The organism is Streptomyces dangxiongensis (assembly GCF_003675325.1).
GTDB lineage: Bacteria > Actinomycetota > Actinomycetes > Streptomycetales > Streptomycetaceae > Streptomyces > Streptomyces dangxiongensis.
Window position 1 is genome coordinate 5,086,606 of record NZ_CP033073.1, and the last position, 25,272, is coordinate 5,111,877.

Annotated in this window: 24 protein-coding genes and 3 pseudogenes; 14 read left to right on the forward strand and 13 right to left on the reverse strand. The window is 70.9% G+C overall.

All coding sequences use genetic code 11. The features are described 5' to 3' along the window. Positions 1-150: 150 nt before the first annotated feature. A pseudogene (locus D9753_RS22895) lies at positions 151-891 on the forward strand (serine/threonine-protein kinase); the annotation flags it as partial. Positions 892-1,697: 806 nt separating this feature from the next. Here the strand turns inward: D9753_RS22895 and D9753_RS22900 are convergent. After that, positions 1,698-2,606 (reverse strand): RpnC/YadD family protein, encoded by a 909-nt coding sequence (locus tag D9753_RS22900; RefSeq protein WP_121788696.1) that lies wholly within the window; start codon positions 2,604-2,606, stop codon positions 1,698-1,700. Positions 2,607-2,639: 33 nt separating this feature from the next. Further along, the gene (locus D9753_RS22905) at positions 2,640-3,050 is read right to left on the reverse strand and encodes an ATP-binding protein (RefSeq protein WP_121788697.1); all 411 of its coding nucleotides are present in this window, start codon (positions 3,048-3,050) and stop codon (positions 2,640-2,642) included. Between the two features lie 47 nt (positions 3,051-3,097). Between D9753_RS22905 and D9753_RS22910 the strand changes: the two genes are divergently transcribed. Further along, positions 3,098-3,820 carry a DUF5753 domain-containing protein gene (locus D9753_RS22910; protein ID WP_121788698.1) on the forward strand — a complete coding sequence of 241 codons (723 nt, stop codon included), beginning with the start codon at positions 3,098-3,100 and terminating at the stop codon, positions 3,818-3,820. A gap of 8 nt (positions 3,821-3,828) precedes the next feature. Beyond that, entirely contained in the window at positions 3,829-4,017 is a 189-nt protein-coding gene (locus D9753_RS22915; RefSeq protein WP_121788699.1) for a DUF397 domain-containing protein, read from the forward strand. A gap of 4 nt (positions 4,018-4,021) precedes the next feature. Here the strand turns inward: D9753_RS22915 and D9753_RS22920 are convergent, their stop codons facing one another. Continuing rightward, positions 4,022-4,525, reverse strand: a complete 504-nt coding sequence (locus tag D9753_RS22920) for a hypothetical protein (protein WP_121788700.1) — start codon at positions 4,523-4,525, stop codon at positions 4,022-4,024. 54 nt (positions 4,526-4,579) lie between these two features. On the opposite strand from D9753_RS22920, the gene recD2 reads away from it, so the two are divergent. Together recD2 and D9753_RS22930 are read left to right on the forward strand one after the other, a co-directional pair. Then, a complete protein-coding gene (recD2, locus tag D9753_RS22925) occupies positions 4,580-6,856 on the forward strand; it encodes an SF1B family DNA helicase RecD2 (protein ID WP_121788701.1) in 2,277 nt (758 codons plus the stop codon). Between the two features lie 179 nt (positions 6,857-7,035). Next, positions 7,036-8,327 (forward strand): annotated as a pseudogene (locus D9753_RS22930) (citrate synthase). A 621-nt stretch (positions 8,328-8,948) separates the two neighbouring features. Here D9753_RS22930 and D9753_RS22935 read toward each other — a convergent pair. Both D9753_RS22935 and D9753_RS22940 read right to left on the reverse strand, forming a co-directional pair. Next, positions 8,949-11,207, reverse strand: coding sequence for a heavy metal translocating P-type ATPase (locus D9753_RS22935; RefSeq protein ID WP_121788702.1), 2,259 nt, complete (start codon positions 11,205-11,207; stop codon positions 8,949-8,951). Positions 11,208-11,293: 86 nt separating this feature from the next. Next, positions 11,294-11,533 (reverse strand): heavy-metal-associated domain-containing protein, encoded by a 240-nt coding sequence (locus D9753_RS22940; protein WP_121788703.1) that lies wholly within the window; start codon positions 11,531-11,533, stop codon positions 11,294-11,296. Between the two features lie 263 nt (positions 11,534-11,796). Here D9753_RS22940 and D9753_RS22945 point away from each other — a divergent pair, with 263 nt between their 5' ends. Then, positions 11,797-12,552, forward strand: a complete 756-nt coding sequence (locus D9753_RS22945; protein ID WP_205614235.1) for a chaplin — start codon at positions 11,797-11,799, stop codon at positions 12,550-12,552. Between the two features lie 290 nt (positions 12,553-12,842). Here the strand turns inward: D9753_RS22945 and D9753_RS22950 are convergent, their stop codons facing one another. After that, positions 12,843-13,121, reverse strand: a complete 279-nt coding sequence (locus tag D9753_RS22950) for a hypothetical protein (RefSeq protein ID WP_121788705.1) — start codon at positions 13,119-13,121, stop codon at positions 12,843-12,845. A gap of 73 nt (positions 13,122-13,194) precedes the next feature. Continuing rightward, entirely contained in the window at positions 13,195-13,863 is a 669-nt protein-coding gene (locus D9753_RS22955; protein ID WP_121788706.1) for a hypothetical protein, read from the reverse strand. A gap of 447 nt (positions 13,864-14,310) precedes the next feature. Here D9753_RS22955 and D9753_RS22960 point away from each other — a divergent pair, with 447 nt between their 5' ends. The 4 genes from D9753_RS22960 (at position 14,311) to D9753_RS22975 (ending at position 16,249) form a co-directional block, all read left to right on the forward strand. Next, the gene (locus tag D9753_RS22960; protein WP_121788707.1) at positions 14,311-14,793 is read left to right on the forward strand and encodes a hypothetical protein; all 483 of its coding nucleotides are present in this window, start codon (positions 14,311-14,313) and stop codon (positions 14,791-14,793) included. Positions 14,794-14,991: 198 nt separating this feature from the next. Further along, positions 14,992-15,273, forward strand: a complete 282-nt coding sequence (locus tag D9753_RS22965; RefSeq protein WP_121788708.1) for a hypothetical protein — start codon at positions 14,992-14,994, stop codon at positions 15,271-15,273. A gap of 215 nt (positions 15,274-15,488) precedes the next feature. After that, positions 15,489-15,761 (forward strand): hypothetical protein, encoded by a 273-nt coding sequence (locus tag D9753_RS22970; RefSeq protein ID WP_121788709.1) that lies wholly within the window; start codon positions 15,489-15,491, stop codon positions 15,759-15,761. 215 nt (positions 15,762-15,976) lie between these two features. Further along, positions 15,977-16,249 (forward strand): hypothetical protein, encoded by a 273-nt coding sequence (locus D9753_RS22975; protein ID WP_121788710.1) that lies wholly within the window; start codon positions 15,977-15,979, stop codon positions 16,247-16,249. 141 nt (positions 16,250-16,390) lie between these two features. Here the strand turns inward: D9753_RS22975 and D9753_RS22980 are convergent, their stop codons facing one another. The 6 genes and pseudogenes from D9753_RS22980 to D9753_RS38105 all read right to left on the reverse strand — a co-directional run bounded on the left by D9753_RS22980 (position 16,391) and on the right by D9753_RS38105 (position 20,337). Further along, on the reverse strand, positions 16,391-16,732 hold the full coding sequence (locus D9753_RS22980; RefSeq protein WP_240468251.1) for a hypothetical protein: 342 nt from the start codon (positions 16,730-16,732) through the stop codon (positions 16,391-16,393). A 236-nt stretch (positions 16,733-16,968) separates the two neighbouring features. Continuing rightward, positions 16,969-17,319, reverse strand: a complete 351-nt coding sequence (locus D9753_RS36645; protein ID WP_163010764.1) for a hypothetical protein — start codon at positions 17,317-17,319, stop codon at positions 16,969-16,971. A 141-nt stretch (positions 17,320-17,460) separates the two neighbouring features. Then, on the reverse strand, positions 17,461-17,766 hold the full coding sequence (locus D9753_RS22990; RefSeq protein WP_121788711.1) for a hypothetical protein: 306 nt from the start codon (positions 17,764-17,766) through the stop codon (positions 17,461-17,463). 155 nt (positions 17,767-17,921) lie between these two features. Next, positions 17,922-18,167 (reverse strand): hypothetical protein, encoded by a 246-nt coding sequence (locus D9753_RS22995; protein WP_121788712.1) that lies wholly within the window; start codon positions 18,165-18,167, stop codon positions 17,922-17,924. A 255-nt stretch (positions 18,168-18,422) separates the two neighbouring features. Continuing rightward, positions 18,423-19,835: a condensation domain-containing protein gene (locus D9753_RS23000; RefSeq protein ID WP_121788713.1), complete on the reverse strand. Its 1,413-nt coding sequence runs from the start codon at positions 19,833-19,835 to the stop codon at positions 18,423-18,425. A gap of 300 nt (positions 19,836-20,135) precedes the next feature. Continuing rightward, positions 20,136-20,337, reverse strand: a pseudogene (locus D9753_RS38105) (helix-turn-helix transcriptional regulator). Between the two features lie 337 nt (positions 20,338-20,674). Here D9753_RS38105 and iolC point away from each other — a divergent pair. From iolC to iolD, 4 genes are read left to right on the forward strand one after another with little or no spacing between them, the layout of a single operon-like run. After that, positions 20,675-21,625 (forward strand): 5-dehydro-2-deoxygluconokinase, encoded by a 951-nt coding sequence (gene iolC / locus D9753_RS23010; RefSeq protein WP_121788714.1) that lies wholly within the window; start codon positions 20,675-20,677, stop codon positions 21,623-21,625. Between the two features lie 59 nt (positions 21,626-21,684). After that, positions 21,685-22,560, forward strand: a complete 876-nt coding sequence (locus tag D9753_RS23015; protein ID WP_449455429.1) for a Cgl0159 family (beta/alpha)8-fold protein — start codon at positions 21,685-21,687, stop codon at positions 22,558-22,560. Between the two features lie 7 nt (positions 22,561-22,567). After that, the gene (gene iolB, locus D9753_RS23020; RefSeq protein WP_121788715.1) at positions 22,568-23,392 is read left to right on the forward strand and encodes a 5-deoxy-glucuronate isomerase; all 825 of its coding nucleotides are present in this window, start codon (positions 22,568-22,570) and stop codon (positions 23,390-23,392) included. Further along, positions 23,389-25,266, forward strand: coding sequence for a 3D-(3,5/4)-trihydroxycyclohexane-1,2-dione acylhydrolase (decyclizing) (iolD, locus tag D9753_RS23025; protein ID WP_121788716.1), 1,878 nt, complete (start codon positions 23,389-23,391; stop codon positions 25,264-25,266). Before iolB ends, iolD begins: the two co-directional genes overlap by 4 nt. The last annotated feature ends 6 nt before the right edge of the window (positions 25,267-25,272 follow it).

Sequence of the window (25,272 nt, forward strand, 5' to 3'; positions counted from 1 at the left end):
GGGGTGGGGATGGCCGAAACCCAATCGTGACCAGCCCGGTCGGAGCGTGGGAGGACCGTCACAGGGGTACGCCGGCCTCCCGTGGGTACGCGTGCTCGGCGCCCTCCCGGGAGGACGCCCGCCCCAGCACGCGACACAGAGGGAGACGACATGAGGCTCAGCCGGCCGGCCCTGGCGCTGTCCCGGTGCGCCACGGAAGTGCTGGGCGGGCGGTACCGTCTGGACGCGGTCATCGGCTCGGGCGGCGCGGGCGACGTCCACCGCGGCTACGACCTGCGTCTGAAACGACCGGTGGCGGTCAAGGTCTTCCGCACGGACGCCGACATCGACATGGAGGACCGCCTCGACAACGAGGCCGTGATCCTGGCCCGGCTGCACCATCCCGGCCTGGTCACCGTCTACGACGCCGGACGGCACAACGGCCGCGCCTACCTGGTCATGCAGTTGATCGAGGGCCCCACGCTGAAGGAGCGCATCGCCACTGGCCCCCTGGACCCCGCCGAGACCGCCGCACTCGGCGCCGATCTCGCCCGGGCCCTCTCCCACGCGCACGAGGCAGGGGTCGTCCACCGCGACGTGAAGCCCTCGAACATCATCCTGGACGCGTCCGGGCGCCCCCACCTGACCGATTTCGGCATCTCCCGGCTGCTCGACGCCACCACCCGCACCGCCACCGGCACCCTCATCGGCACGGCCGCCTACCTGTCGCCCGAGCAGGTGCTCGGCGGGCCCGTCGGCCCGCCCGCCGATGTCTACGCGCTCGGGCTGGTCCTCCTCGAGTGCGTCACCAGCAGGCTCGAATACGACGGCGGCCCCCTGGAGGCCGCGATCGCGCGACTCCACCGCCCGCCCGAGCTGCCCGGCTGCCTGCCGGACGAACTCGCCGCCCTGCTGCGGGACATGACCGCGCTGGAGGCGCCGGACCGGCCGTCGGCACGCGACTGTGCCGGGAGGCTGGCCGCCCTCGCCGACGTGACCGGATCGCGGTCCGTCACGGCACCGGCCGACGACATCGGCATGGTTCTCCGGGAGGCACCGGCGACGGCCGACGTCATCAGCGTGGTTTCCCGGGAGGCACCGGCGACGGCCGACGTCACGCACGCGCATCCGCCGCATGCCGGGGGTGCGACCACACGGAAGGGCGCGCCCGCACGTGGGCGGACCGCGGTCGCCGGCGGAGTGGCAGCGCTCGCCGCTGTCATGGCCGCCGCGTTCACCGTCTCCGACGGCTCCGCACACCACGGCAGCGGTGACGGAACGACACGGGCCGCCGGCACCCCCTTCCGTGAGGGCCGAGCACCCGGACACGTCCGCTGCCGTCCACGAGCCGGAACCTGCGGCTCCGTCCCCCACCCGCGACGCCTCCGCCGTACGGCTCCGCGACGCCGCGCTCGACCGGGACGCAGGCCCTGCCACCACCCCGAGCCGGAAACCGGCCCCCGCCACGACCGCCCCCGCCACGACCGCCCCCGCCACGACCGCCCCCCGGCACGCCGCCGCCTTCACACTCCGCCGCCGGTGGCCCCCCGGCCACGAAGACGGCGCGAACCCCCGACGAACACTCAGGCAAGCGCGGCAAGCCCAGCAAGCCGGGCAAAGCCGAGAAGGCTCAGGAAAAGACGCAGGAGAAGGCGCAGGAGAAGGCGCAGAAGAAGGCGCAGAAGAAGGCCGGGAAGAAGCAGAAGAAGTAACAGGCCTCACTCCCCGGCGAACAGCTCCGCCGCGTCGTTGGCTTGTACGGCACGCTGGGCCCAGACCCCGAGTTGGTCGAGGTCCGTGCAGGCGTTCACACGCTCCCGGACGGGGTCGGGTACCGGGATGCCGCGCCATTCCAGGGCGCCGAGGACCATCTGCTGACGTTCCTCGATGCGCCCCTGCTCCAGGCCCTGCTCAAGCCCTTGTTCTCGTCCTTCCTCGCGCACCTGTTCGGCCAGCGGGTGTCGCCAGAAGTACTGGATTGCCGTCATCAGGTCCCTCCACATCTGCTTCGCCTGGGGGTCGGCCAGGCAGGAGTCGACGAACTGCACGAAGACCGCGGCACTGTCGGGGTCGATGGTCCGCAGGGCGGATGCCAGCGATTCCAGTATGGCGGGCGCCTGGGGGCCACGCCCGTGTGTCATCGCCGAGAGCACCGCAAGGGGTACGTCCCGTTCGGCCTGCCGCTCGTCGGCGATCACCGGCACGTTGTCCGGGCCGAGGACCAGCGGACGTACCGTCAGCGAGTGCCAGCCAGGAAAGCCCAGCCGGATCGGCCGGGACGCCCACCGCGCGGTGTTGCTGCTCTGGGTGATGACGATGAGCACGGGCTCGCAACGGTATTTCTCGTACAGGTACGACAAGTAATACGGCCAGCTACCCCGCTTGCGGTCGTCCACCTTCCCCTGGGACTCGACCACGAGGAGGTACGTCCCCTCGTCGGTCTCCGCCCGGAGCAACGTGTCCACCCGGCGCTCGACCGGTTCGACCTCCGTGAGGTCCACGTTCAGCGCGGCGATCTCCCGGGGCTCGGGAAACGGCACGTGCAGCACCCGTTGTAACGCTCGCGTCAGCAGCGCCGGATCCTTCTGGAAGATTCGGTGCAGCGCCTCGTGCGACGAGCCGACCATCAGCTCTCCTTTCCGTACGACGTGATCAACGAGCTAGGCCGCCACAAGTTCGCACCACACGAACTTCCCCCGGTCCCCGAACCGGGCCGACGGCTGCCACCCCCAGTACTCCGCGCAGGCCACGACCAGCCCCAGCCCCCGCCCCTCCTCAAGGTCCATGGCCAGGTCCAGCGGTCGGGGCGGCGGGGGCGGCGCGGGGTCCGTGTCCCACGCCCCGATCCACACCAGGCCCTCGGGCGACCGGCGGACCCGCAGCGCGGCCGGTCCCTTGGTGTGCCGTACGGCGTTCGACACCAGCTCGGCGGCGAGCAGTTCGGCCGTGTCCACCAGGCCGATCAGCCCGTGCATGGTCAGGATCAGGCGCAGGGTGCGGCGGCAGACGGTGACGGCTCTGAGGTCGTTGGGGATGTAGAGGGTGTAGTCCCAGCACTCGTTTTCGGGCACGCGTCAATCAACTCCGGTGATTTCGGGGGCTTGCGTGGCGCGGTGGCATGCCGCAGCCGCCGTTGCGCGGCGGAGCGGTGCGCTTCCGTGATGTGTTAGGGCGCCTTCGCCGACTGGCGTCTCACTACGCCTGCACCGACGTGGAGTTCGTCGATGCCTTGGTCACCATGGCCACCGAACGTACGCGCGGCTGGTGGGAGGAGTACCGGGGCCTGTTGCCGACGTCATTCCTGGACCTCGCCGAGCTCGATCACTACGCCACGTTTTTGCGCGAGGTGGCGGTCCTGTACGTACCGGGCCTGCTACAGACCGAGGACTACGCCCGCGCGGTCTTCTCCGCCCGGGTGCCAGAACTGACAACTGAAGAACTGGAGTTGCGTGTCGAGCACCGAATGAGACGCCAGCGGACGGGTCTTCCGTACGAGCTGGTGATCCATGAGGCGGCCTTGAGAATCAGAGTCAGCGACCGCCCCGCCTCGCGAGCCCAGCTCACCAGGATCCTGGAACTCTCCGAAGCGGAGAACATCACCGTGCGGGTCATCCCCTTCGACCTGGACGGCTTCGCCAGAGCCGCCAGCACCATGACGTACGCAGGTGGTCCGGTGCCCAAGCTGGACACCGTGGTGCGTGACGTACCCCATGGCTCCGGCTTCATCGACTCCGAGGCACAACTCAGCGCCTTCCGAACACGCTTCCGTAAGGTGGAGGCCGTGTCACTCGACCCTCAACGGTCGCGAGACTTCATCCACCGGCTGGTGCGAGAGTTGTGAGGTACGCCATGGACAATTGGCGGAAGTCGTCCTACTCGGGCCCCGGCGACGGCAATAACTGCGTCGAGATAGCCAGTTCACCCACCCACATAGCCGTCCGCGACTCCAAGACCCCCGCCCGGGCCACCCTCACCTTCCCCGCCGCCGCCTTCGTCACCTTCCTCGACGGGCTGAAGAGCCACCCACCCCGCTCCTGAACCCTCAGAACAGGAAGACCACGGCGCAGGCGATCAGCGTGCCCAGGGCTATGGCGGCGCCGAGGAGGCCCGCGGCCCGGGCTGCCTTGACGCTGGTGGGGCGGATCTCCTCCCAGCCCAGTTCCCGGGCCACGCCCCGGATCAGGCGGTGGCCGGCGGCGGACGAGAAGGAGTGGCGCCGGGTGCCGTCGAGGCTGCGGCTCCAGGTGACGTACACGTTCCGGCCGGAGGACACCGTCTTGCTGGTGCGCACTCCGCCGAGGCCGGCCTCGTACTCGACGGTGCGGACGATGTCCGTCATGGAGAAGCGCCGTTCCTGCGGGTGCAGCACGACCCGGTAGGTGTGCACCTGGCTGATCCGCCGCGCGGTCAGGGGCGACCGGGGCACGTCCACGGTCAGGTCGAAGCCCGGCACGGTCCGGCGTGGCCGGTACCGGGTGTCCGCGGTGGCGGCCACGACGCGGTCGTAGAAGTCCTGGCGGGCGTCTGGGGTGCCGGAGTCGATCACGGGCAGGCACAGTAACAGTGCGCTGTTGTCGGACCTCCCCGGTACCGTCGGATCATGTCCAACCAGGCGGGGAATCCCACGGGTGAGCGGCGTCTCGCCGTGCTCGAAGGCGTGCTGGAGCGTGTCACGTACGCCAATGAGGAGAACGGCTACACGGTCGCCCGGGTCGACACCGGCAGAGGCGCCGGGGAGCTGCTCACCGTGGTCGGCGCGCTGCTCGGGGCCCAGGTGGGGGAGTCCCTGCGCATGGAGGGGCGCTGGGGGTCGCATCCGCAGTACGGCAAGCAGTTCCACGTGGAGAACTACACGACCGTGCTGCCCGCCACCGTCCAGGGCATCCGGCGTTACCTGGGCTCCGGGCTGGTCAAGGGGATCGGGCCGGTGTTCGCCGACCGGATCACCCAGCACTTCGGGGTGGACACGCTGCGGGTCATCGAGGAGGAGCCGAAGCGGCTGATCGAGGTGCCGGGGCTCGGGCCCAAGCGGACCGCGAAGATCGCCGACGCCTGGGAGGAGCAGAAGGCGATCAAGGAGGTCATGCTCTTCCTCCAGACCGTGGAGGTGTCCACCTCGATCGCCGTGCGGATCTACAAGAAGTACGGCGACGCGTCGATCTCCGTGGTGAAGGAGCACCCCTACCGGCTCGCCTCGGACGTGTGGGGCATCGGCTTCCTCACCGCCGACAAGATCGCCCGGTCGGTCGGCATCCCGCACGACAGCCCGGAGCGGGTCAAGGCCGGTCTCCAGTACGCGCTGTCGCAGTCCGCCGACCAGGGGCACTGCTTCCTGCCGGAGGAGCGGCTGATCGCCGACGCCGTCAAGCTCCTCCAGGTCGACACGGGCCTGGTCATCGAGTGCCTCGCGGAGCTGGGCCGGGCGCCTGAGGAGGGCGCCGACCCGGGGGTCGTACGGGAGCGGGTGCCCGGTCCCGACGGTGACCCGGAGCCCGTCAGCGCCGTCTATCTGGTGCCCTTCCACCGGGCCGAGCTGTCCCTGTCCGGGCAGTTGCTGCGGCTGCTGCGGACGGACCAGGACCGGATGCCCGCCTTCCGGGACGTCGAGTGGGACAAGGCCCTGGGCTGGCTGGCGTCGCGCACCGGCGCCGATCTGGCCCCCGAGCAGGAGGCCGCCGTCCGGCTCGCGCTGACCGAGAAGGTGGCCGTGCTGACCGGCGGCCCGGGCTGCGGCAAGTCGTTCACCGTCCGCTCGATCGTGGAGCTGGCCCGGGCCAAGCGCGCGAAGGTGCTGCTGGCCGCCCCGACCGGCCGGGCCGCCAAGCGGCTGGCCGAGCTGACCGGCGCCGAGGCCTCGACCGTGCACCGGCTGCTGGAGCTGAGGCCGGGGGGTGACGCGGCCTACGACCGGGACCGGCCGCTGGACGCCGACCTGGTCGTCGTGGACGAAGCGTCCATGCTGGACCTGCTGCTCGCCAACAAGCTCGTGAAGGCCGTACCGCCGGGCGCCCATCTGCTCTTCGTCGGGGACGTGGACCAGTTGCCGAGCGTGGGTGCCGGGGAGGTCCTGCGCGATCTCCTCGCCGACGGCAGCCCCGTCCCGGCCGTGCGGCTCACCCGGGTCTTCCGGCAGGCCCAGCAGTCGGGCGTGGTCGCCAACGCGCACCGGATCAACGCCGGTCAGCAGCCGCTCACCGACGGGCTGAAGGACTTCTTCCTCTTCGTCGAGGACGACACCGAGGCCGCCGGCCGGCTCACCGTGGACGTGGCGGCGCGGCGGATTCCCGCCAAGTTCGGGCTGGACCCGCGCCGGGACGTGCAGGTACTCGCGCCGATGCACCGGGGGCCGGCCGGCGCGGGGGCGCTGAACGGACTGTTGCAGCAGGCCATCACGCCGGGGCGGCCCGAGCTGGCGGAGAAGCGGTTCGGCGGCCGCGTCTTCCGCGTCGGCGACAAGGTCACCCAGGTCCGCAACAATTACGAGAAGGGGAAGAACGGCGTCTTCAACGGCACCGTGGGTGTCGTCACCTCCCTCGACCCGGTCGACCAGCGGCTGACGGTGCTGACGGACGAGGACGAGGAGGTGCCGTACGAGTTCGACGAACTGGACGAGTTGGCACACGCCTACGCGGTGACCATCCACCGCTCGCAGGGGAGCGAATATCCCGCCGTGGTGATTCCCGTCACCACCGGGGCATGGATGATGCTCCAGCGCAATCTCCTCTACACGGCGGTGACCCGGGCGAAACGGCTGGTCGTACTCGTCGGTTCGCGCCGGGCGATCGGCCAGGCGGTGCGCACGGTGTCGGCCGGTCGGCGCTGCACGGCGCTGGACCACCGGCTCCTCGGAAAAAATGATCGATCAAATGAGTCATGAAGGTCACAGAGCACTTCCGGATGCCCCCCGGAGGGGGGCAGGATGAGCAGGTTGACGGCACTGAGTGCCGCCAATAGGCCCAATGGTCGACCCCGAGTGCACTCTCCTGAGCCAAATGGGGGATGGTAGAGACAGTCAGGGCACCTCGAAGATGAGGCACTAGGTCGGTGAGGGAAGACGTGAGCGACAACTCTGTAGTACTGCGGTACGGCGACGGCGAATACACCTATCCGGTGGTCGGCAGCACCGTCGGCGACAAGGGCTTCGACATCGGGAAGCTCCGCGCCCAGACCGGTCTGGTGTGACTCTGGACAGCGGTTACGGCAACACGGCCGCCTATAAATCCGCCATCACCTACCTCGACGGCGAGGCGGGCATCCTCCGCTACCGCGGTTACCCCATCGAGCAGCTAGCCGAGCGCTCCACCTTCCTCGAGGTGGCGTACCTGCTGATCAACGGCGAGCTGCCCACCGTCGACGAGCTGACGACGTTCAAGAACGACATCACGCGGCACACCCTGCTGCACGAGGACGTCAAGAACTTCTACAAGGGCTTCCCGCGCGACGCCCACCCGATGGCGATGCTGTCCTCGGTGGTCTCGGCGCTGTCCACCTTCTACCAGGACAGCCACAACCCGTTCGACGAGAAGCAGCGCGACCTCTCCACGATCCGGCTGCTCGCGAAGCTCCCGACGATCGCGGCGTACGCGTACAAGAAGTCGATCGGCCACCCGTTCGTCTACCCGCGCAACGACCTCGGCTACGTCGAGAACTTCCTGCGCATGACGTTCTCGGTGCCGGCGGACGACTACGAGCTGGACCCGGTCGTGGTGTCCGCGCTGGACAAGCTGCTCATCCTGCACGCCGACCACGAGCAGAACTGTTCGACCTCCACGGTCCGCCTCGTCGGCTCCTCGCAGGCCAACATGTTCGCGTCGATCTCGGCGGGCATCAGCGCCCTGTGGGGCCCGCTGCACGGCGGCGCCAACCAGTCCGTGCTGGAGATGCTCGAGGGCATCCGGGACTCCGGCTCCGACGTCGACACCTTCATCCGCAAGGTGAAGAACAAGGAGGACGGCGTCCGTCTGATGGGCTTCGGCCACCGGGTCTACAAGAACTTCGACCCGCGCGCCCGCATCATCAAGGCCGCCGCCCACGACGTGCTCTCCGCGCTGGGCAAGGACGACGAGCTGCTCGACATCGCCCTGAAGCTGGAGGAGCACGCGCTGTCCGACGACTACTTCGTCGAGCGCAAGCTGTACCCGAACGTCGACTTCTACACCGGTCTGATCTACCGGGCCATGGGCTTCCCGACCGAGATGTTCACGGTCCTGTTCGCCCTCGGCCGCCTGCCGGGCTGGATCGCCCAGTGGACCGAGATGATCAAGGAGCCGGGTTCCCGCATCGGCCGCCCGCGCCAGATCTACACGGGTGTCGTCGAGCGCGACTTCGTGCCGGTCGAGAAGCGCTGAACCGACCGGGCGGCGGGGCCTGCCGGACCGGCGGGCCCCGCGTCACCGGCGGCGGGTGAGCGGACAGCCGCGAGCGGAAAGACGGAAGGCGCCCCAGGACGCCGGTCCCCCCACGGGCCGACGACCAGGGCGCCTTCCCATGTCCCGGTGCGGATTCCCCCCACGGGATCCGGCCGGGCGCTCGGAGAGGACAGCGCCTGAACCGCTGTCTGTGAGCAGGACAGGCAACAGCCCGTCCTGCTCCGGTGATGCGGTGCGGTCTGCCGGGACAACGCACGCTGGGAGGGCCGCTCAAAGCTCCCCGGTGTACGTGCCCCGGCAACGCAACTCTGAGGAAGTCCCCCAAGACATCCTCAGATGCCGGTCAGCGCCCCCCAAGACGCTGGTCCGACATCGCCAACTTAGACCTTCGAAGCCCTTCGAGGGTTACGTTCGCATCACTGTGATGTGCGTCTCTTGCATATGTCCTTTAGGTACGCAAGAGCGCCGATACGTCGATCGGATCCCAAGCGTAAGGAAGATGCGCGAGCCTTGTGAAGAGCTTATGTGAGGTACGCGCCGGACTCCAGGGGGGAGTCCGTTTCGGTCGCGGGCAATCGGTGCCGGTTCGTCCGCGCCGGTTCAGCGGAAGGCGCGCAGCCGCAGGCTGTTGGTCACCACGAAGACCGAGGAGAACGCCATCGCGGCGCCCGCGATCATCGGGTTGAGCAGACCCGCGGCGGCCAGCGGAAGCGCGGCGACGTTGTAGCCGAAGGCCCACACCAGGTTGCCCTTGATGGTGGCCAGCGTCCTGCGGGAGAGCCGTATCGCGTCGGCGGCCACGCGCAGGTCGCCGCGGACCAGCGTCAGGTCGCCGGCCTCTATCGCCGCGTCGGTGCCGGTGCCCATGGCGAGGCCCAGGTCGGCGGTGGCGAGCGCCGCCGCGTCGTTCACGCCGTCGCCGACCATCGCCACGGACCGGCCCTCGCGCTGGAGCCGCCGTACGACGTCCACCTTGTCCTCGGGCAGTACCTCGGCGTGGACGTTCGCGGGGTCGATGCCGACGGAGCGGGCGACGGCCTCGGCGACGGTCCGGTTGTCGCCGGTGAGCAGGACCGGCGTGAGCCCCAGCCCGCGCAGCGCACGGACCGCCTCGGCGCTGGTCCCCTTGACCGTGTCGGCCACCGCTAGGACGCCACGCGCCCGCCCGTCCCAGCCGGCCACGACGGCCGTACGGCCCTCCCGCTCGGCCTCGCGCGCCGCGCGGGCCAGCTCCTCGGGGAGGTCGTCGTAGAGGCGGCCCACGGCCACCTCGCGGCCCTCCACGCGCCCGCGTACGCCCCGTCCGGGCACGTTCTCGAAGCGGTCGGCCGCCGGCAGCGTGCCGGCGCGTTCCTCGGCGCCCGCCGCGATCGCGCGGGCGACCGGATGCTCGGAGGCGTGCTCCAGGGCGCCCGCGAGCCGCAGCAGCTCCTTCTCGTCCTCGCCGTCGGCGACGTACACCGCCTGCAGGCTCATCCGGCCGGTGGTGACCGTGCCGGTCTTGTCGAGGACGACCGTGTCGACGCGGCGCGTGGACTCCAGCACCTCCGGGCCCTTGATCAGGATGCCGAGCTGGGCGCCCCGGCCGGTGCCGACCATCAGCGCGGTCGGGGTGGCCAGGCCCAGCGCGCACGGGCAGGCAATGATCAGCACGGCGACGGCGGCGGTGAACGCGGCGACCGTGTCCCCGGTGACGCCGAGCCACACGCCGAACGTGCCGAGCGCGATCAGGATGACCACGGGCACGAAGACCGCGGACACCCGGTCGGCGAGCCGCTGCACCTCGGCCTTGCCGTTCTGCGCGTCCTCCACCAGCTTCGCCATCCGGGCGAGCTGGGTGTCCGCGCCGACCCGGGTGGCCTCGACGACCAGCCGGCCGCCCGCGTTGACCGTGGCGCCGGTGACCCGGTCGCCGGGGCCGACGTCCACCGGCACGGACTCGCCGGTCAGCATGGACGCGTCCACCGCGGAGACGCCCTCCGTCACCGTGCCGTCGGTGGCGATCTTCTCGCCGGGCCGTACGACGAACCGGTCGCCGACGGCCAGCGACGCCACCGGTACGCGCACCTCGCGGCCGTCCCGCAGGACCGCCACCTCCTTGGCGCCCAGCTCCAGCAGGGCCCGCAGGGCGGCACCGGCGCGCCGCTTGGAGCGGGCCTCCAGGTACCGGCCGAGCAGGATCAGCGCGACGACCCCGGCGGCGACCTCCAGATAGATGGTGGAGGCGCCGTCCATGCGGGACACGGTCAGGCGGAACTCGTCGTGCGTCCCCGGCATGCCCGCGTCGCCGAGGAACAGTGCCCACAGCGACCAGCCGAACGCGGCCAGCGTGCCGACCGAGACGAGGGTGTCCATGGTGGCGGCGCCGTGCCGGGCGTTGGTCCACGCGGCCCGGTGGAAGGGGGCGCCGCCCCAGACCACCACGGGCGCGGCGAGCGTCAGCGACAGCCACTGCCAGTTGTCGAACTGGAGTGCCGGGATCATCGCGAGCAGCACAACGGGGGCCGCGAGCAGCGCGGAGACGAGGAGGCGGTGGCGCAGGGCGCCGAGTTCCGGGTCCCGTTCCGGCGACTTCGGCCCGGCCCCGGTCCCGGGCGCGGGGTCCGGCGGCGGGGGCTCCTCGGCGGTGTAGCCGGTCCTCTCCACGGTGGCGATCAGGTCGGCGACGCCCACGCCGTCGGCGTAGGCGACCTTGGCCTTCTCGGTGGCGTAGTTGACGGTGGCGCTGACGCCCTCCATCCGGTTGAGCTTCTTCTCCACCCGGGCGGCACAGGAAGCGCAGGTCATGCCGCCGATGAGCAGCTCGACCTCGTGGGCCGCGTCCGCGGTTGTCGCTGTCTGTGCGGTGGTGCTGGTCATGTCCGGACTCCAGACATCGGACCGGGCCGTACGGATCCAGTATGAGCTGGTCGGCGCGGCCCGATCGGGGAAGGGGAGAGTCTTTCTCAGGCCTTGCCGGCCAGCTCGAAGCCGGCCTCGTCCACGGCGGCGCGGACGGCCTCCTCGTCCAGCGGGGCCTCGGAGACGACGGTCACCTCGCCCTTCGACGCGACGGCCTGCACCGAGGTGACGCCGGGGATCTGGGAGATCTCACCGGAGACGGAGCCCTCGCAGTGGCCACAGCTCATGCCGGTCACCTGGTAGACGGCGGTGACGGAGCCCGGGGTGTCGGTGTGGGCGGTCATGTCGTTACTCCTCGTCGAGGCGTGGTGCGGTCGGTGAGGCACTCGAGTACCCCACGCCTCTCAGTGTACCCCTGGGGGGTATCCCCTCAGGGGAGGGGTGCGCCGGCCGCTCTTCGCCGGGGCCCGTCGGGTGGCGGCGAGTCGCTCACCTGAACGTGACGCAGAGTAATTGGTAGGGCACACAGCATAACCATGATGGGTTCACCCGCGTTTGCTGTGGTGCGGGTGAGTGCCCGTGATGATGTCAGGAAGGCAGGAAACTCATGAGACGGACTACCCGATACGGCGTGATCGCCGTGGCCGCGTCCGGCGCGATGGCCGTAGCCCTGCCGGTGTCCGCCGCGTTCGCGGCCGAGGGGGCCGCCGCCAACGCCACGGCGGCCGGCTCACCCGGTGTGCTCTCCGGCAACTCCGTCCAGGTCCCTGTGCACGCGCCGGTGAACGTCTGTGGGAATACCGTGGACGTCGTGGGGCTGCTCAACCCGGCCGTGGGCAACACCTGTGTGAACGGCGGCTCGGCGACGGCCGACGGTGCGGGGAAGAGCGGCTCGGCGCGGGCTGAGGGTGCGAGGAAGGGCACCGCGGCGCACACCGACGGTGGCAGGGAGCGTGACGGATCGGCCGGGTCCGGTGGGGCGTCGGCTCACGGCAGCACCGTGGGCTCGCCCGGGCTGCTGTCCGGCAACGACCTCCAGGTCCCGGTCCACCTGCCGGTGAACGTGTCGGGGAACAGTGTCAACGTGGTCGGCGTGGGCAACGCGGTCTACGGCAACGAGTCGGTCAACGACTCCGGCGACCACCCGCGCCAGCCCTCGCGTTCCGCGGTCCCGAAGCCCCGGGCCCCCAAGCCCCCGGCTTCCGTCCGGTCCCACCCCGCTCCGCACATCCCGCGCCACGCGGCGCCCTCGCTGGCCCACACCGGCGCTGATTTCACGGCTCCCGCCCTTGCCGGCAGCGCCGCGCTCATTGTCGCGGGTGCCATCCTGTACCGCCGCTACACCCCTGGTCACATCCGCTGACCCGGCACCGGGCATGGCCCGGTTCCGACAAGCGCTGCGGGTCCGTCGTGACGTCCCGGACCCGCAGCGCCGAACCACTTCGAGCGGGCCCCGGGAGAAGCAGTTCCTCCCGGGGCCCGTGACGCGTCCGGACCGATCAGGCCACGAAGCGGCCGTAGCCCGGGTACGACCGGAGTCGCCACAAAGCTCGAAGGGCACGCACAGTCGACGAGGCCACACACCGCGGACGAGGGCGGTGAGGTGGTTTCGCCGGAACGATCTGTGCGTGCCCGGAGTGAAGGGTGGCGAAGTCAGAGCGCCTGGTTGTTGCAGCCCATGTTCGAACCGAGATGGCTCTGCTGCGCGCCCGGGTTGCCCTCACCGTTCAGCAGGTTGCCCGCCAGGCCGGTGAGGGCACTGATGCCGCCGATCACCTCGACGTTCATGTCGTGTGAGCGGCACTCGATGCCCTGGTTGACATCGAGGTCGTGCCCCGGCTCACCGTGAGCGAAGGCGGCGGTGCTGCCGGCGAGGGAGCCGACGCTGCCGAGGATGGCGCCCACGAGGACTGCCTTGTGCATCTTGCGCATGGGGTTCTCCGTTGGTTCAGCGGACGGGATCCGCAACAGATCGAGTGGGGATTGCGGGCGAGCGCGGGAAGGGTCAGCCGAGCCGGGGAAGTCCTAGCTGCCCGACGGGAGGCGCCGCGACCTGCCCGAGGCCGACCGGCGTCACCTGCGGCACGCTCTCGGGCGCGACCTGCGGATTGACAAGCGGGTTGATCTGCGGGTTCACCTGCGGGTTCACCTGGGGGGCGACCCACATCGGGGGCTCCGGGCCGAACGCCTGGGGCACGGTGACCTGGGGGGCGACCTGCGGGGCGACCTGCGGCATGACCTGCGCGGGCTGCTGCGCAGGAGCGGCCTGCTGTGGGTACGCCTGCGGGGGAGCGGCCTGCTGTGGGTACGCCTGCGGGGGAGCGGCCTGCTGTGGGTACGCCTGCGGGGGAGCGGCCTGCTGTGGGTACGCCTGCGCGGGCTGCTGCGGAGGAGCGGCCTGCTGCGGGTACGGCGTGGTCGTGGCCTGTGCCGTTCCCTGCGACGAGGCCGAGGCGGCGGCGTAGCCGGTCTGCTGCTGCGGCGCGGCTTGCGGAGCCGGCGCGGTCTGCTGCTGCGGCGCCGGCGCGGCCTGCGGAGCCGGGTACTCGGGAGCCGGCGCCGGAGCGGGACTGCCATGGACGACCGGAGCGTCGGCATGGCCGGCGCCGGCGCCGATGCCGGAGAGACTGCTGGCCGCTGCTACGACGAGCGCGGCCTTGTGAAGCTTGCGCATGAAACCCTCGGCCCTTCGATACCTGAAAACATTGCATGCGGTGCGGTCACGCGTGCAGACGGTGGGGTACTGCCGCTGCACGGCAGCAGCGGTGATGCGTGAGCAGCGCGCGGACTTTGGTTCGGAACCGGCAGCGCATTCCCTCACCCACAGGTCAACGGTCGCTGCCTTCTCCCCGTTGGAACGAGGACTCGCGCCCTGTGGTCACGGCAGCCGAATACCCGTCACCCATTTGCCCCGACCGTCGCGCGTGGCGACCCGTACGCCCCTGCGTCAAATGGGTGACCTGCGGCCGGGCGCCCGTATCCGGGATCGCGTCCACCTCGTTCCCCACGGGCCGAGAGCGATGGCACGCGGTCGCAGAGCGGCAAGAACAGCGCCAACCGCGTCGCCGCATCGGCATTTCACCAGGTTTCGTGCACAGGTCAATGAAGGGCCGAGAATCCCATGCGCAAGCTTCAGAAGGTCGCGCTCGTCGTCGCGGCAGCCGGCGGCCTGGCCGCCGCCGGTGCCGGTCCCAGCTCTGCCGTCACCCCCGCCCACAACGGGGCGGCGCCGGTTCCCGTTTCGCAGTCGGACGCCCAGGCCGCCTCGGCCACCTCGTCCCAGGCGACCGCGCAGACCTACGGCTCGCCGGCGGCCCCGCAGCAGGCGGCTCCCCAGCGGGGCACCGAGGTGGCCCCGCAGGTCAACCCCCAACTGAACCCGCAGCTCTCTCCGCAGCTCTCCCCGCCCGCCCCGCAGTCGGTACAGGGCGGAGCGGTGAACCAGTCCAACCTGTTCCGTCCGTACCAGGAGTGCAGCCCGCAGACCCTGCTCGGCGCGAACGTCCCGATCGCCCTGCTCGCCGCATCCGAGACCAAGGGCGTCGACTGCACCCAGGCCAACAGCCAGGCGAACTCCCTCGCCAGCGCACAGCAGCAGCGCTAGCGGCCGCCCGGCACGGACCGTTGGCGGATCGCGGCCGATGAGCGGTCCGTTCGCATGCGATACGCCTTTCGGGTGCTTCTGCTTCGCGATCACATACTCGGCGCGCCGCTGTCCGCTTTGGAGTGATTCGTACTAGTCTCCGTGGCTGTAGGAAGTCGATCTGTCACAGATCGCACCCACTAACTCATCGGAGATGACATGCGTAACCTTCGCAGCGTTGCCGTCCTCGTCGCCGCACTCGGCACCATCGGCCTGGCGGGCGGCACGGCCCTGGCGGGCGACATGGGCGGCGACCAGGGTGACCGGTTCAGCGTCACGCAGACCAGCAACTGTCGCTCGCACGACCTGAACGTCGACGTTCTCGGCGAGGTCGGCATCCTCAACGGCCTGCTGGGCAACGCGCTGAACGGCGAGGGCAACCCGGGCGCCCAGGCGACCGACATCGGCTCCACGCAGGGCTGCAACAACAGCGCCTTCTGAGGCTCTGAACGACGCGGAGGCGTCGGACAACACATGGTCCCCGGCACCGGGCCGAGGCGTGGTGCTGGGGACCATTGAGGTCCGCTCGCGACGCCGGGAGAACTCTCTTCCGGCGCGCCACTGGATCCATCCGGCCGTTTCGGATCGCGCCCCTTCGTGATCGCACGGCCTCGATCGTTCGCAGATCACACCCCCCTCGATCCACTGGAGATGACATGCGCAAGCTTCGCACGGCTGCCGTCCTCATCGCTGCGCTCGGGAGCGTCGGGCTCCTGGGTGCCGGCTCCGCCTACGCCGGCGGCGGCGGCGACGGCTTCGGCGTCAAGCAGAGCAGCACCTGCACCTCGCACGACCTGAACCTCGACGTCCTCGGCGAGGTCGGCGTCCTCAACGGCCTGGGCGGCAACCTGCTGAACGGCGAGGGCAACCCGGGCGCCCAGGCGACTCACCTCGGCTCCACCCAGGGCTGCAGCAACAGCGCCTTCTGAGGCTCTGTCCGGCGCTGAGGCGCCGGACAGTGAACGGTCCCCGGCGCCAGCCCCGCGGCAGGGCGCCGGAGGCTGTCGATGTGCACCGGCGGTGTGGCGAAACACCTGTTTCGGCGCGCCGCTGGTTTCTTCCGGCCGTCGCGGATCACACCCTTCGTGACCGCACGGCCTTGATCGTTCACAGCTCACATCCCCTTCGAATCACCGGAGATGACATGCGCAAGCTTCGCACGGCTGCCGTCCTCATCGCTGCGCTCGGGAGCGTCGGACTCCTGGGTGCCGGCTCCGCCTACGCCGGCGGCGACGGCGGCTTCGACATCAAGCAGAGCAGCACCTGTCGGTCGCACGACCTGAACGTCGACATCCTCGGCGAGGTCGGCATCCTCAACGGCGTGCTGGGCAACGCGCTCAACGGCGAGGGCAACCCGGGTGCGCAGCAGACCGGCATCGGTTCCGACCAGGGCTGCAACAACACCGTCGGCCGCTGATAGCGCGGAACGTTTCCCGGTGCCCCGGCCGACGGCCGGGGCACCGGGCGTTCTCGTGCCGTCGGTGGGCCCGCCTCCGCGGAGACGGAGACAGAAATGCCGGGCCGGGAGCAATCCCGGCCCGGCATTTTCCGGCAGTGATCAGAACGCGGTGTGCGGCAACTTGAAGCCCTTGGGCAGATTCGCCTTGTTGGAGCAGCCTACGACCGGGCCGACGCTGGTGGACCCGCCGCCCACCAGTCCGTTCTCCGGGTGCACCACGCTCGGCCGGTCGGTCGTCGTGCAGTCCTGCGTCTGCTTGATGACGTGGGTGCCGTTCTCGTCGGTGTAGGTCTCGCTCTTGTGGATGCAGACGGTGCCCTGTTCGTTGGTCTTGCAGTCGTCCGGCTTGCCCTCCGCGTACGCGTGCGCGCCGCCGAGGCAGATGATGGCGAGACTTCCGACGAGTCCCGAGACGGTGGCGATCTTCTGCGGACTGAACATGTGCTGTGTTCCTTTACAACGGTGGCCCGGGCGCCTGTGCCATTGACCGGCGTGCGCCCGGGCCCGAGAAGAGGTCGAGACAGAGCATCCTGACCGGATGCGCTGTCAGGTGAGCGCGACGGCAGGATGGCCGCAGCCCGGACGCGCATCCTGTGGGATCGTGCGTCCGGGCAGCCTGTGCCACGGTTGTCGTTCGACACACCGTTGGCGCAGAGAGGGTGAGCCTTCGACAGGCCTTACTCGCCCTCTCCCTGGTGCTCGCCGTAACCCTGCTCGGGCTCGTGGTCCTTCTGCTCCTCCGGCTGGCCCTCCGCCTGGTGCTGGCCCTCCGGCTGGCCCTCCGCCTGGTGCTGGCCCTCCGGCTGGCCCTCCGCCTGGTGCCGCTCCTCCGGCTGGCCCTCCGGCTGGTGCCGCTCCTCCGGGGGAGCGTAGTAACCGCCGCCGACGGCCAGGGCGTTGGCCGATGAGGTGGCCACGGCGGTGACCGCCGGCGGCGCGCCCTCGCCGGCGAAGCCGACCCCGGCACCGAAGGCGGACAGACCGGCGACCGCGGCCGCTACGACCGCGGCGCGCTGCAACTTACGCATGGTTGACCCTTTCTTACGCGGGCACGGCGCCCAGCGTATGACTACGTATCGTGAGAATAGACGGACGTTACGTAGTTTTTCGGGACCTACACTGCATATGTCGCATACGCTATTTTTGTCCGTTTCTGTGTCGTGCGTCCCTCAGAGCGGCGGCAGGACCGTCGTCGAGGGGGAACAGGTCACCCTGGGCCCGAACTGCGTCGTCCCGCCTCCCGTGGCGGCGGGCAGCGTCGTGGGCTGCACCGGCATGCAGGTTTCCTGGTGGGGGATGACGCCGTCCGCGGGCACCTCGCCCTTGATCTGCTGGGTGCAGATGATGGCGCCCGACTGGTCGCGGGTGCAGGTTCCCGGGTCGCTGCCGGCATGCGCCTGGGCCATGCCGGTGCAGGTGACGGCGAGACCGCCGACGAGCCCCGCGACGGCCATGATCTTCTTCCTGCTGAACATGTGATGCGTCTTCCTTCGTGGGAGTACCCGGCGCCCGGGTGCCGGCCGCGCCGGGCGCTGTCTTCAATGCCCGGGCAACCGGCCGGGGAGGCGGGACCCTTCGCGGCTGACTCCGAAGGGTCCCGAGGGCGTCGTGTACGAGGACGCTGCCGAGCTCAGCCGCTGAAGGCGTCGTTGAACTGGCCGCAGGTGGTGTCCAGGTTGCCGGCGAGGCCGAGCACGGCGATCGGGATGTCGTTCTCGAATGCCGTCTGCGGACTGCACTCCTGGTAGGGGCGGTAGAGGTTGGACACCTGCTGCCCGCCGTCGGAGGTGTCGGCGACGGCGGTGCCGGCGCCGATGGCCGACAGGCCGCCGGCCGCCGCGACTGCTGCGATCACGACCGTCTGAAGCTTGCGCATGGAACCCTCGGTTCTTCGCTTGTGCAACAAATTGTTGCTCAACGTGACCCAACAGACACTACCAGTAGCGGAGAGGTGTTCCTTGCTGGACATCTGTGTCACGAGGTAGTCGGAAGAGCGCAGAAGTGCTGTGCCGTCGCCAACGTGCCGACCAAAGAATCGAGTTGTGGCGCGCTGTCGGTCGCAGCGCCGTGGAAGTGCGTCAGGTGCGGTACGACGACAGCACCAACACGGGTGAACGCGCCGAAAGTTGCGTCAGGAGAATGCCGGCTCCGCGACCCGGAGGTGACCGCGGTCCGGCGCCGAGACGATCAGTTCCCGCAGTCCCTCGATATACCGCCGCACGTTCTTGTGGGCGACCTCGGTGTCCGGGTAGCGGCAGGCGAACCACAGTCCCTCGTGCAGCCGGTTGACCCAGACGCACACCTGGTCTCCGCGCGACACCCGGATCAGCCCGTACGCCTTCTTCTCGGCCCAGCGGGCCGAACCGGGAGCGCCACGTGCATCCATGTACGAGACGATCGAGTACATGTCGGGCGAGGTCGGACGGAAGTCCGCGCCCAGCAGACGCAGTACGCGGGCCAGCGGGATGCGTGCCAGCGACCGGTTGGCCCGCAGTTCGGAGCGGACGGCGGTGAGCGCGCTGCCGAAGTCCCGTGCCGCGGGCACCTCGATCGGTGCGCCGCCGACGTACCAGCCCACGGAGTCCGACCACGCGGACTTCACCCGGGTGTGGAACGGCACGACCGTGCGGTAGTACGGCTGTCCACCGAGCTCGTGGACGATCAGGCTGGTCGCGGCGAGGACGCCGACCAGGCTGCCGCCGTAGGGCCGGCAGTGCGTCTCGAACGCGGCCGCCGCGTCCGCGTCGAGGAGCGGCCCGCACATCAGCTTCTGGGCGGGTAGTTCGCCGCCGGGCCGCAGGCCGAGGTCGACGGGGAACTCCGGAAGCCTTCCGTCGCAGCGGCCGATGAAGTCCCGCCAGCGCGCGACGATCGCGTGCGTGTCGTCGATCCCGTCCGCGTCCGCCCGCTCCTGTTGGCAGAAGTCCACGTAACTCCCCGCGGACGGGTCGGCGGCGCTCCGTCCCGTGGCAGCCGCCGTGTACAGCTCGTGGATCTCGTCCGGGACGCGCTGGAGGGAGTAGGCGTCGACATTGGTGTGGTCGGAGGCCATGTACACGCTGGTGGAGTCGTCGCGGACGACCGCCGCGTAGATGAGGTTCGGCCAGCCGAGCGCGTCCGCCGCGACGTCGAACCGGTCCTGTAGGTACCGGGTCAGCGCACCCGCGTCGGCGAAGTCGCCGACCACCTCCCGGCGCAACGACACGTCCCTTCCGTCGAGCGTGAACCGGTGCATGTCGTCGCCGGACCACCGGAAGCCGCTGCGCAGCGTCTCGTGCCGCAGCGTCCAGTCGCGCAACACCCGTTCCAGCACGTCGAGGTCGGCCCGGCCCGGCAGATCGAACGCTGTGCCGAGCCAGGTCGGTACGAACAGTCCGTCCTCGCGCACCGACCGCGCCGTCCTGATGTGCGACTCCTGAATGTACGCCGGCGGCCGCGGGTCCGGTGGCAGCGCTGCCGCTGCCGCGATGGTCGCCGGGCTGAACGTCCACTCGACGAGCCGTCCGGGCCGGACCTCGCAGCGCTGAATGTCAGAAATTCGCACAGTGGCGTCTCCTTCGCAGAAGACACCAGCTTGATCAAGGGGGAGCCGTGCGCGAGCGGTGGCCGCTGTGTCGCGGGCATTTCAGCGGGATGTGTGACGCCTCGAACGGCGGAGCGACCCCTTTTCCCCACCGCGGGCAACCGTGATGCCGCCGTGTGCCTGGACGCGGCCGGCGGGTCCGGGCCGGGGGCCGCCGCCGCCCGTGGGCCGACCGGCGGCGGCGCCCACCTCTCCCTCGACGCCCTCGGCCGTCGACAACCCGCCGCCTGCGCCGTCCGGCCGCCGGGTCCGCGGACGGGGTCAGCCGCCCCCGCGGCCGCGGTTGCCGGGGCGGGAGGCGACCCAGGCGCGGACGGTGTCGGCGTACCAGTAGGGGCTTGCCGCCCTCGACATGGTCGGGCGGGGGCAGCAGCCCGTGCTTGCGGTAGGACCGCACGGTGTCCGGCTGGACCCGGATGTGCGCCGCGATCTCCTTGTAGGACCAGAGCCTTCGGTCGGTCATGAGCCGTACCTCCCCGCGCGCGCCGCGGCGGCGGCCGGGTACGGCCGCCGGGGGGACCGGGCGCTGCGCTGGCGATCACCAAGCCTGTGCCCGTTGAACGACGCAGAGTTACCGGCCGGGCATCCTTGTCGTCCGGGTGTGACCGAGAGCCCGCGTATACGTGACATGCGTGACAGGAAGGGGGAGTTTGTGACACGTCCGTCATAAAAGGGCGGTGCCTCGCAGGGGGCCCGCCCCCACCTCGGAGGGAAGTCGTCCGAATGTCCGGACAAAACATTGACAGGGCTCGGCGCGCGGGACTAGAAAGCCGGGGGAGAGCCGCGACGAAGGGATGCCGATGGCCTACGACCTGATCACCATGGGGCGGATCGGGGTGGACCTCTACCCGCTCCAGACCGGTGTCCCGCTCGCCCGGGTGTCGTCCTTCGGCAAGTTCCTCGGCGGGTCGGCGGCGAACGTCGCGGTCGCCGCGGCCCGGCTCGGCCGGCGCACCGCCGTGATCACCCGCACCGGCGACGACCCGTTCGGTGCCTACCTCCACGAGGCGCTGCGCGGTTTCGGCGTCGACGACCGCTGGGTCACCCCCGTCCCCGGCCTGCCGACCCCGGTGACCTTCTGCGAGGTCTTCCCGCCGGACGACTTCCCGCTCTACTTCTACCGGCAGCCCAAGGCCCCCGACCTGGAGATCGACGCCCACCAGCTCGACCTGGACGCCGTCCGCGAGGCCCGGATCTTCTGGGTCACCGGCACCGGTCTGAGCGAGGAGCCGAGCCGGACGGCGACCCTCGCGGCCCTCGCCCACCGGGCCGGGTCGGGGACCACCGTCCTCGACCTCGACTGGCGCCCGATGTTCTGGGCCGACCCCGCGTCCGCCCGCCCGTTCTACACCGAGGCGCTGCGCCACGCCACGGTCGCCGTCGGCAACGTGGACGAGGTCGAGGTGGCCACCGGGGAACGCGAACCGTACGCCGCCGCCCGCGCCCTGCTTGCCTCCGGCGTCGAGCTGGCCGTCGTCAAGCAGGGGCCCGAGGGGGTCCTCGCCGTCCGCAGCGACGGCGAGAGCGCCGAGGTCCCGCCCCTGCCCGTCACCGTCCTGAACGGACTCGGCGCCGGGGACGCCTTCGGCGGCTCCCTCTGCCACGGCCTGCTCGCCGGCTGGGACCTGGAGACGGTCATGCGGCACGCCAACGCGGCCGGCGCGATCGTCGCCTCCCGGCTGGAGTGCTCCTCCGCGATGCCCGCCCCCGACGAGGTGGCCGCCGCGCTCGAGGCCGGAGCGGTCCGGTGAGGGCGGGCCGCGTCACGGGCACGCACACCCACGGCGGCGACGGTATCCGCCACCCTCGCGTGGACGTCTCCGCACTCGTCGGCGTCCGCACCCGCCACCCCGAGGCGATCGCCGAGGCCGCCGCCCGCCGGGCCCGCCGGCCCCTGCTGAACGAGAACGGCCGGCTGATGATCGTCGCCGCCGACCACCCGGCCCGCGGCGCCCTCGGCGTCGGCGACCGCGGGCTCGCCATGGCCAACCGCGCCGACCTCCTCGGACGCCTCTGCCTCGCGCTGTCCCGGCCCGGCGTCGACGGCGTCCTCGCCACCGCCGACATCCTGGACGACCTGCTGCTGCTCGGCGCCCTGGAGAACAAGGTCGTCATGGGCTCGATGAACCGCGGCGGCCTCCAGGGGGCCAGCTTCGAGCTGGACGACCGGTTCACCGGCCACCGCCCCGAGGACATCGAACGCCTCGGCTTCGACGCGGGCAAGCTGCTGCTGCGCGTCGACTACGCCGATCCGGGCTCCCTGACCACCCTGGAGGCCGCCGCCCGCGCCATCGACGCCATGGCCGCCCGCCGGCTCCCGGTGTTCGTGGAACCGTTCATCAGCCGCCGCACCCCCGAGGGCCGACTGAGCAACGACCTGTCGGCCGAGGCGGTCACCCGGTCCCTCGCCATCGCCTCGGGCCTCGGCGGCTCCTCCGCCTACACCTGGCTGAAGGTGCCGGTCACCGAGAACCCCGACGACATGGCCCACGTCATGGAGACCTCCACCCTCCCCGCCGTGCTCCTCGGCGGCGAGGTCGGGGACGACCAGGAGGGGGCGTACGAGAAGTGGCGCGGCGCCCTGCGACTGCCCACCGTGCGCGGCCTGGTCGTCGGCCGCTCGCTGCTGTACCCGGCGGACGGCGACGTGGCCGCCGCCGTGGACACCGCCGTAGGACTGCTGTGAGGGCCGCATGACGAGCACCGACCTGCATCTGCCCAGGGGCACGACCGCGAACGCCCGGTACGCCGTCGACATCGGCCCCGAGCGGGCCGGGTGGACGCACAGCAGCCTGCGCGTCGTGGAGCTGACACCCGGCGGTACGCAGACTTTCACCACCGGCGACAGCGAATGGATCGTGCTTCCGCTGGAAGGCGGATGTACCGTGCGAACGGAACAGCGAGAGTTCCAACTCCTGGGCCGGGAAAGCGTGTTCACGGGCGTCTCCGACTTCGTGTACGCCCCCCGGGACACCCGGGTCCAGATCGCCTCCGGCGCGGGAGGCCGCTTCGCCCTGGCAGGAGCGAAGTGCGAGCGACGACTCCCCGCCCGCTACGGCCCCGCGCCGGAGGTACCCGTCGAGGAGCGCGGCAGCGGCAGGTGCGCCCGCCGGGTGCGCAACTTCGCCTCGGCCGACTCCTTCGACTGCGACAGGCTGATCGCCGTCGAGGTCATCACCCCGGGCGGCAACTGGTCGTCGTACCCGCCGCACAAGCACGACGAGCACCGGCCGGGCGAGGAGTCCGAGCTGGAGGAGATCTACTACTTCGAGATCGACGGCCCGAACGGTCTTGGCTACCAGCGGGTGTTCCCCTCCCGGCCGGGCGGCTCCGACCTGCTCGCCGAGGTCCGCTCCGGCGACGCGGTCCTCGTCCCCGACGGCTGGCACGGCCCCTCGATCGCCCAGCCCGGGCACGACCTCTACTACCTGAACGTCATGGCCGGCCCGGGCGCGACCCGTGAGTGGAAGATCTGCTTCCACCCGGACCACACCGAGACCACAGGGGGATACCGATGACGACGCGGCTGACCGTCGCCCAGGCACTCGTCCGCTTCCTCGCCGCCCAGTACACCGAGCGGGACGGCGAGCGGCGGCGGCTGATCGGCGCCACCTGGGGCATCTTCGGGCACGGCAACGTCGCCGGGATCGGCCAGGCACTGGTCGAGCACGCCGACGTCATGCCGTACCACCAGGGCCGCAACGAGCAGTCCATGGTGCACGCGGCGGTCGGCTACGCCCGCCAGTCGAACCGGCTGTCCACGCACGCGGTGACGACGTCCATCGGCCCCGGCGCGACCAACCTCGTCACCGGCGCCGCCCTGGCCACCGTCAACCACCTGCCGGTGCTGCTCCTGCCCGGCGACGTGTTCGCCGCCCGCCCGGCCGACCCGGTGCTCCAGCAGCTCGAGGTGCCGTACGCGGGCGACGTGTCGGTCAACGACACCCTGCGCCCGGTGTCCCGCTACTTCGACCGCGTCACCCGCCCCGAGGCCCTGATCCCGGCGGCCCTCCAGGCCGCACGGGTGCTCACCGACCCGGTCCAGACCGGCGCGGTCACCCTCGCCCTGCCGCAGGACGTGCAGGCCGAGGCCCACGACTGGCCGGAGGAGTTCTTCGCCGAGCGCGTGTGGACCGTACGCCGGCCGGGCGCGGACCCGGCCGAGCTGGCGGAGGCGGTCCGGGCGGTCCGCCAGGCGCGCCGGCCGCTGGTCGTCGCGGGCGGCGGAGTGCACCACAGCCGCGCGGAGGAGGCCCTCGCGGAGTTCGCGTCGGCCACCCGCATCCCCGTCGCCTCCACCCAGGCCGGCAAGGGTTCGCTGCGCCACGACCACCCGCAGGACGTCGGCGGGATCGGGCACACCGGCACCGCGACCGCCGACGAGCTGGCCCGCACCGCCGACCTGGTGATCGGCGTCGGCACCCGGTACACCGACTTCACCACCGCCTCCGGCACCCTCTTCGCACACCCGGACGTCCGCTTCCTCAACCTGAACATCGCACCCTACGACGGCCACAAGCTCGCCGGGCTCCCGCTGATCGCCGACGCCCGCAGCGGGCTCGGCGAACTGACCGAGGCCCTGGTGATGCACGGACACACGGTCACCGACGCCTACGTCGCCGGCTACACCGCGGACAAGGAACGCTGGGAGCGGCGCGTCGACGCCTGCTTCGCGGCCGGCGACGACGCCGCGCGGCCGACCCAGCCGCAGGTCATCGGCGCGCTGGACGCGCTGGTGGACGGGTCGGACATCATCGTCAACGCGGCCGGCTCGCTCCCCGGCGACCTGCACAAGCTGTGGCGGGCGCGCTCCCGCGACCAGTACCACCTGGAGTACGGCTACTCCTGCATGGGCTACGAGATCCCGGCCGCGCTCGGCGTGAAGCTCGCCGCGCCGGAGCGGAACGTGTGGGCGCTGGTCGGCGACGGCACGTATCTGATGATGCCGACGGAGATCGTGACCGCCGTGCAGGAGGGTGTCGCGATCAAGGTCCTGCTGGTGCAGAACCACGGGTACGCCTCGATCGGCGGCCTGTCGGAGTCGGTCGGCGGCGAGCGGTTCGGCACCGCCTACCGCTTCCCGGCCGAGGACGGCACGTTCACGGGGGCCCCGCTGCCCGTCGACCTCGCCGCCAACGCCGCCAGCCTGGGCATGCGGGTGCTGCGCGCCACGACCGTACGGGAGCTGCGGGAGGCGCTCGCCGAGGCCCGGGCCGCCGGCACTCCCACATGTGTCTACGTGGAGACCGAAACGTCCGACACTGTGTCGGGCGCGCCCGGGGCGCAGGCCTGGTGGGATGTTCCTGTGGCCGAGACCGCGACCCGACCGTCGGCGGTCAGGGCACGTGAGCTGTACGAACGGCACGTCTCGACCCGACGCCGCCATCTGTAGAAGGAG

Excerpts from the sequence above, each read along its gene's own strand:
- D9753_RS22900 (WP_121788696.1), bottom strand. The coding sequence starts at position 2,606 with ATGGTCGGCTCGTCGCACGAGGCGCTGCACCGAATCTTCCAGAAGGAT.
- D9753_RS22910 (WP_121788698.1), top strand. The coding sequence starts at position 3,098 with ATGCCGCAGCCGCCGTTGCGCGGCGGAGCGGTGCGCTTCCGTGATGTG.
- D9753_RS22915 (WP_121788699.1), top strand. The coding sequence starts at position 3,829 with ATGGACAATTGGCGGAAGTCGTCCTACTCGGGCCCCGGCGACGGCAAT.
- recD2 (WP_121788701.1), top strand. The coding sequence starts at position 4,580 with ATGTCCAACCAGGCGGGGAATCCCACGGGTGAGCGGCGTCTCGCCGTG.
- D9753_RS22935 (WP_121788702.1), bottom strand. The coding sequence starts at position 11,207 with ATGACCAGCACCACCGCACAGACAGCGACAACCGCGGACGCGGCCCAC.
- D9753_RS22940 (WP_121788703.1), bottom strand. The coding sequence starts at position 11,533 with ATGACCGCCCACACCGACACCCCGGGCTCCGTCACCGCCGTCTACCAG.
- D9753_RS22945 (WP_205614235.1), top strand. The coding sequence starts at position 11,797 with ATGAGACGGACTACCCGATACGGCGTGATCGCCGTGGCCGCGTCCGGC.
- D9753_RS22950 (WP_121788705.1), bottom strand. The coding sequence starts at position 13,121 with ATGCGCAAGATGCACAAGGCAGTCCTCGTGGGCGCCATCCTCGGCAGC.
- D9753_RS22955 (WP_121788706.1), bottom strand. The coding sequence starts at position 13,863 with ATGCGCAAGCTTCACAAGGCCGCGCTCGTCGTAGCAGCGGCCAGCAGT.
- D9753_RS22960 (WP_121788707.1), top strand. The coding sequence starts at position 14,311 with ATGCGCAAGCTTCAGAAGGTCGCGCTCGTCGTCGCGGCAGCCGGCGGC.
- D9753_RS22965 (WP_121788708.1), top strand. The coding sequence starts at position 14,992 with ATGCGTAACCTTCGCAGCGTTGCCGTCCTCGTCGCCGCACTCGGCACC.
- D9753_RS22970 (WP_121788709.1), top strand. The coding sequence starts at position 15,489 with ATGCGCAAGCTTCGCACGGCTGCCGTCCTCATCGCTGCGCTCGGGAGC.
- D9753_RS22975 (WP_121788710.1), top strand. The coding sequence starts at position 15,977 with ATGCGCAAGCTTCGCACGGCTGCCGTCCTCATCGCTGCGCTCGGGAGC.
- D9753_RS22980 (WP_240468251.1), bottom strand. The coding sequence starts at position 16,732 with ATGTTCAGTCCGCAGAAGATCGCCACCGTCTCGGGACTCGTCGGAAGT.
- D9753_RS36645 (WP_163010764.1), bottom strand. The coding sequence starts at position 17,319 with ATGCGTAAGTTGCAGCGCGCCGCGGTCGTAGCGGCCGCGGTCGCCGGT.
- D9753_RS22990 (WP_121788711.1), bottom strand. The coding sequence starts at position 17,766 with ATGTTCAGCAGGAAGAAGATCATGGCCGTCGCGGGGCTCGTCGGCGGT.
- D9753_RS22995 (WP_121788712.1), bottom strand. The coding sequence starts at position 18,167 with ATGCGCAAGCTTCAGACGGTCGTGATCGCAGCAGTCGCGGCGGCCGGC.
- iolC (WP_121788714.1), top strand. The coding sequence starts at position 20,675 with ATGGCCTACGACCTGATCACCATGGGGCGGATCGGGGTGGACCTCTAC.
- iolB (WP_121788715.1), top strand. The coding sequence starts at position 22,568 with ATGACGAGCACCGACCTGCATCTGCCCAGGGGCACGACCGCGAACGCC.
- iolD (WP_121788716.1), top strand. The coding sequence starts at position 23,389 with ATGACGACGCGGCTGACCGTCGCCCAGGCACTCGTCCGCTTCCTCGCC.